Genomic DNA, 2,823 nt, shown 5'->3' on the forward strand with positions numbered 1-2,823 from the left:
CCGACCCACAACGCACGAACAGGCGCTACGCGTACCCCCACTCACCGAAACAGGCCGCCGCAGGCTTCACGCGCCCAGAACCGCCCGCGCGCCGTCTCGTAGTCTTAGGCGCGTGCAGGAACTCCAAGACGCCCCCCTCGCCCCCCTGACCACCTTCCGGCTGGGTGGGCCCGCGCGGCGGCTGATCACGGCGGTCACCGATGACGAGGTGATCGCGGCCGTTCGCGAGGCCGATGACGCCGGTACACCTCTCCTCCTCATCGGCGGTGGCTCCAATCTGGTCATCGGCGACAAGGGGTTCCCCGGAACCGCGCTGGTCATCGCCACCAAGGGCTTCGCCCTCGCCGGCACGAAGCTGGAGCTGGCCGCCGGCGAGGTGTGGACCGACGCCGTCGCCCGGACCGTCGAGGCCGGGCTCGCGGGCGTCGAATGCCTCGCCGGAATCCCCGGCTCCGCCGGCGCGACACCGATCCAGAACGTCGGCGCGTACGGCCAGGAGGTCGCCTCCACGATCACCGAGGTCGTCGCCTACGACCGCCGCACCCGCGAGACGGTCACCGTCCCGAACGCGGAGTGCGTCTTCTCCTACCGCCACAGCCGCTTCAAGAACGACCCCGAGCGCTATGTCGTCCTGCGCGTCCGGTTCGAACTGGAGGACGCGGACGGGCTGTCGGGCCCGATCAAGTACGCCGAGGCGGCCCGCGCGCTGGGCGTCGAGCCCGGTGACCGTGTGCCCCTCGCCGACGCCCGCGAGGCCGTGCTGAAGCTGCGCGCCGGAAAGGGCATGGTGCTCGACCCCGAGGATCACGACACCTGGTCCGCCGGGTCGTTCTTCACCAACCCGATCCTCACGGACGAGGAGTTCGCCGCGTTCCACGCGCGCGTGCGGGAACGGCTCGGGGGCGATGTCACCCCGCCCGCGTACGCCGCCGGTGACGGGTACACCAAGACCTCCGCGGCCTGGCTCATCGACAAGGCGGGCTTCGCCAAGGGCTACGGCAGCGGGCCCGCCCGTATCTCCACCAAGCACACGCTGGCCCTCACCAACCGGGGGAACGCCACCACCGAGGACCTGCTCGCTCTGGCCCGCGAGGTCGTGGCCGGGGTTCGTGACGCCTTCGGGATCACGCTGGTGAACGAGCCGGTGACGGTGGGCGTGAGCCTGTAGGCGGCCACGGCGGAGTTTCGCCTCCGCCCTCGTGGCCGGGGGGGGCGCCCCCGCCGCCCCTACGGGGCGCTGGTCAGCCACTCGTCGACGCCGGCCAGCAGCTTCCGCTTGGCCTCCTCCGGGGCCGCCGACGCTCGGACCGACTGGCGGGCCAGTTCCGCCAGCTCCTCGTCCGTGAAGGCGTGGTGGTGGCGGGCGATTTCGTACTGGGCGGCCAGGCGGGAGCCGAAGAGCAGGGGGTCGTCGGCGCCCAGGGCCATGGGGACGCCGGCGTCGAACAGGGTGCGCAGGGGGACGTCCTGGGGTTTCTCGTAGACGCCCAGGGCCACGTTCGAGGCGGGGCAGACCTCGCAGGTCACACCCCTGTCCGCGAGCCGTTTCAGCAGCCGCGGGTCCTCCGCCGCGCGCACCCCGTGCCCCACCCGGTTGGCATGCAGGTCGTCCAGGCAGTCGCGCACCGAGGACGGGCCGGTCAGCTCGCCGCCGTGCGGGGCCGACAGCAGACCGCCCTCCCGGGCGATCGAGAAGGCCCGGTCGAAGTCCCGCGCCATGCCCCGGCGTTCGTCGTTGGAGAGCCCGAAGCCGACGACACCCCGGTCCGCGTATCGCACCGCCAGCCGGGCCAGCGTGCGCGCGTCCAGGGGGTGCTTCATACGGTTCGCGGCGACCAGGACGCGCATGCCGAGCCCGGTCTCCCGCGAGGTCGTCTCCACCGCGTCCAGGATGATCTCCAGCGCCGGGATCAGCCCGCCCAGCCGGGGCGCGTACGAGGTCGGGTCCACCTGGATCTCCAGCCAGCCGGAGCCGTCCCTCAGATCCTCCTCGGCGGCCTCCCGCACCAGCCGCTGGATGTCCTCGGGCTCCCGCAGACACGAGCGCGCCGCGTCGTACAACCGCTGGAAGCGGAACCAGCCCCGCTCGTCCGTCGCCCGCAGCTTCGGCGGTTCCCCGCTGGTCAGGGCATCTGTCAGCGCCTCGGGCAGGTGCACGCCGTACTTGTCGGCCAGTTCCAGAACGGTCTCCGGGCGCATCGACCCGGTGAAATGCAGATGCAGATGGGCCTTCGGCAGCGCAGAGACATCACGTACATGCTCCATTCGAGGATCCTGCCGTACGCCGACGCCGTACCGGTAGCGGAATCCCCGAACGTGGTCTTGCTCGCACAGACGAGCGGGCTCGTAGGTGCCGTCCTGGACTCCGGTGGTTTCGCCGAGCGCCCTTTCGAGTTCGTCCAGTGTCTTGTCGACGTCCTCTTCGGCTTCCTTGGCCGCGTCGTCATCGGAGGTGGCCGATTCCTCTACGGCGGGCGTGGTGGCCGCGTCGGACGAGGCCGAAGGTTCGGCGGCCTTCTCGCTGCCGCCGGTACAGGCGGTGAGCAGCAGGCCGGCGGCCAGTACAGCGGTGATGACGGTGCGGCGCATGGTCCCCCCGAGGGTGTGTGCGGTGGAGAGAGCATCATCGGCCCGGTGTGGGGGGTGGGCGGCTGGTATAGCCGTGTTGTGACATGGCCGGGTCATTCCGTGACCACGTGCCCCCGCCCTCAGGAACTCGTGGGCGGGGTGCGGGGGCAGGCGGGAGTCGTCGGACGGGGGCCGCGTGAGCGCGGCGGTCATGCTCGGCGGTTGCCGGCCTGGGGCCGCGCGGGCGCGGCGGCG

General features: G+C 71.8%; 2 protein-coding genes. One reads left to right on the forward strand and one right to left on the reverse strand.

Annotated elements, in window-relative coordinates; all coding sequences use genetic code 11:
• Positions 1–112 precede the first annotated feature (112 nt).
• Positions 113–1,168, forward strand: coding sequence for a UDP-N-acetylmuramate dehydrogenase (locus tag STRIP9103_RS31730; protein ID WP_048821344.1), 1,056 nt, complete (start codon positions 113–115; stop codon positions 1,166–1,168).
• A gap of 59 nt (positions 1,169–1,227) precedes the next feature.
• Here STRIP9103_RS31730 and STRIP9103_RS31735 read toward each other — a convergent pair whose 3' ends face one another.
• Positions 1,228–2,265 (reverse strand): adenosine deaminase, encoded by a 1,038-nt coding sequence (locus tag STRIP9103_RS31735; protein WP_048821345.1) that lies wholly within the window; start codon positions 2,263–2,265, stop codon positions 1,228–1,230.
• Positions 2,266–2,823 lie beyond the last annotated feature (558 nt).

The sequence above is a fragment of the Streptomyces ipomoeae 91-03 genome, assembly GCF_000317595.1.
GTDB lineage: Bacteria > Actinomycetota > Actinomycetes > Streptomycetales > Streptomycetaceae > Streptomyces > Streptomyces ipomoeae.

Bases quoted from the DNA above. Each gene is read 5' to 3' on its own strand.
- STRIP9103_RS31735 (WP_048821345.1), bottom strand. From the start codon at position 2,265: ATGGAGCATGTACGTGATGTCTCTGCGCTGCCGAAGGCCCATCTGCAT.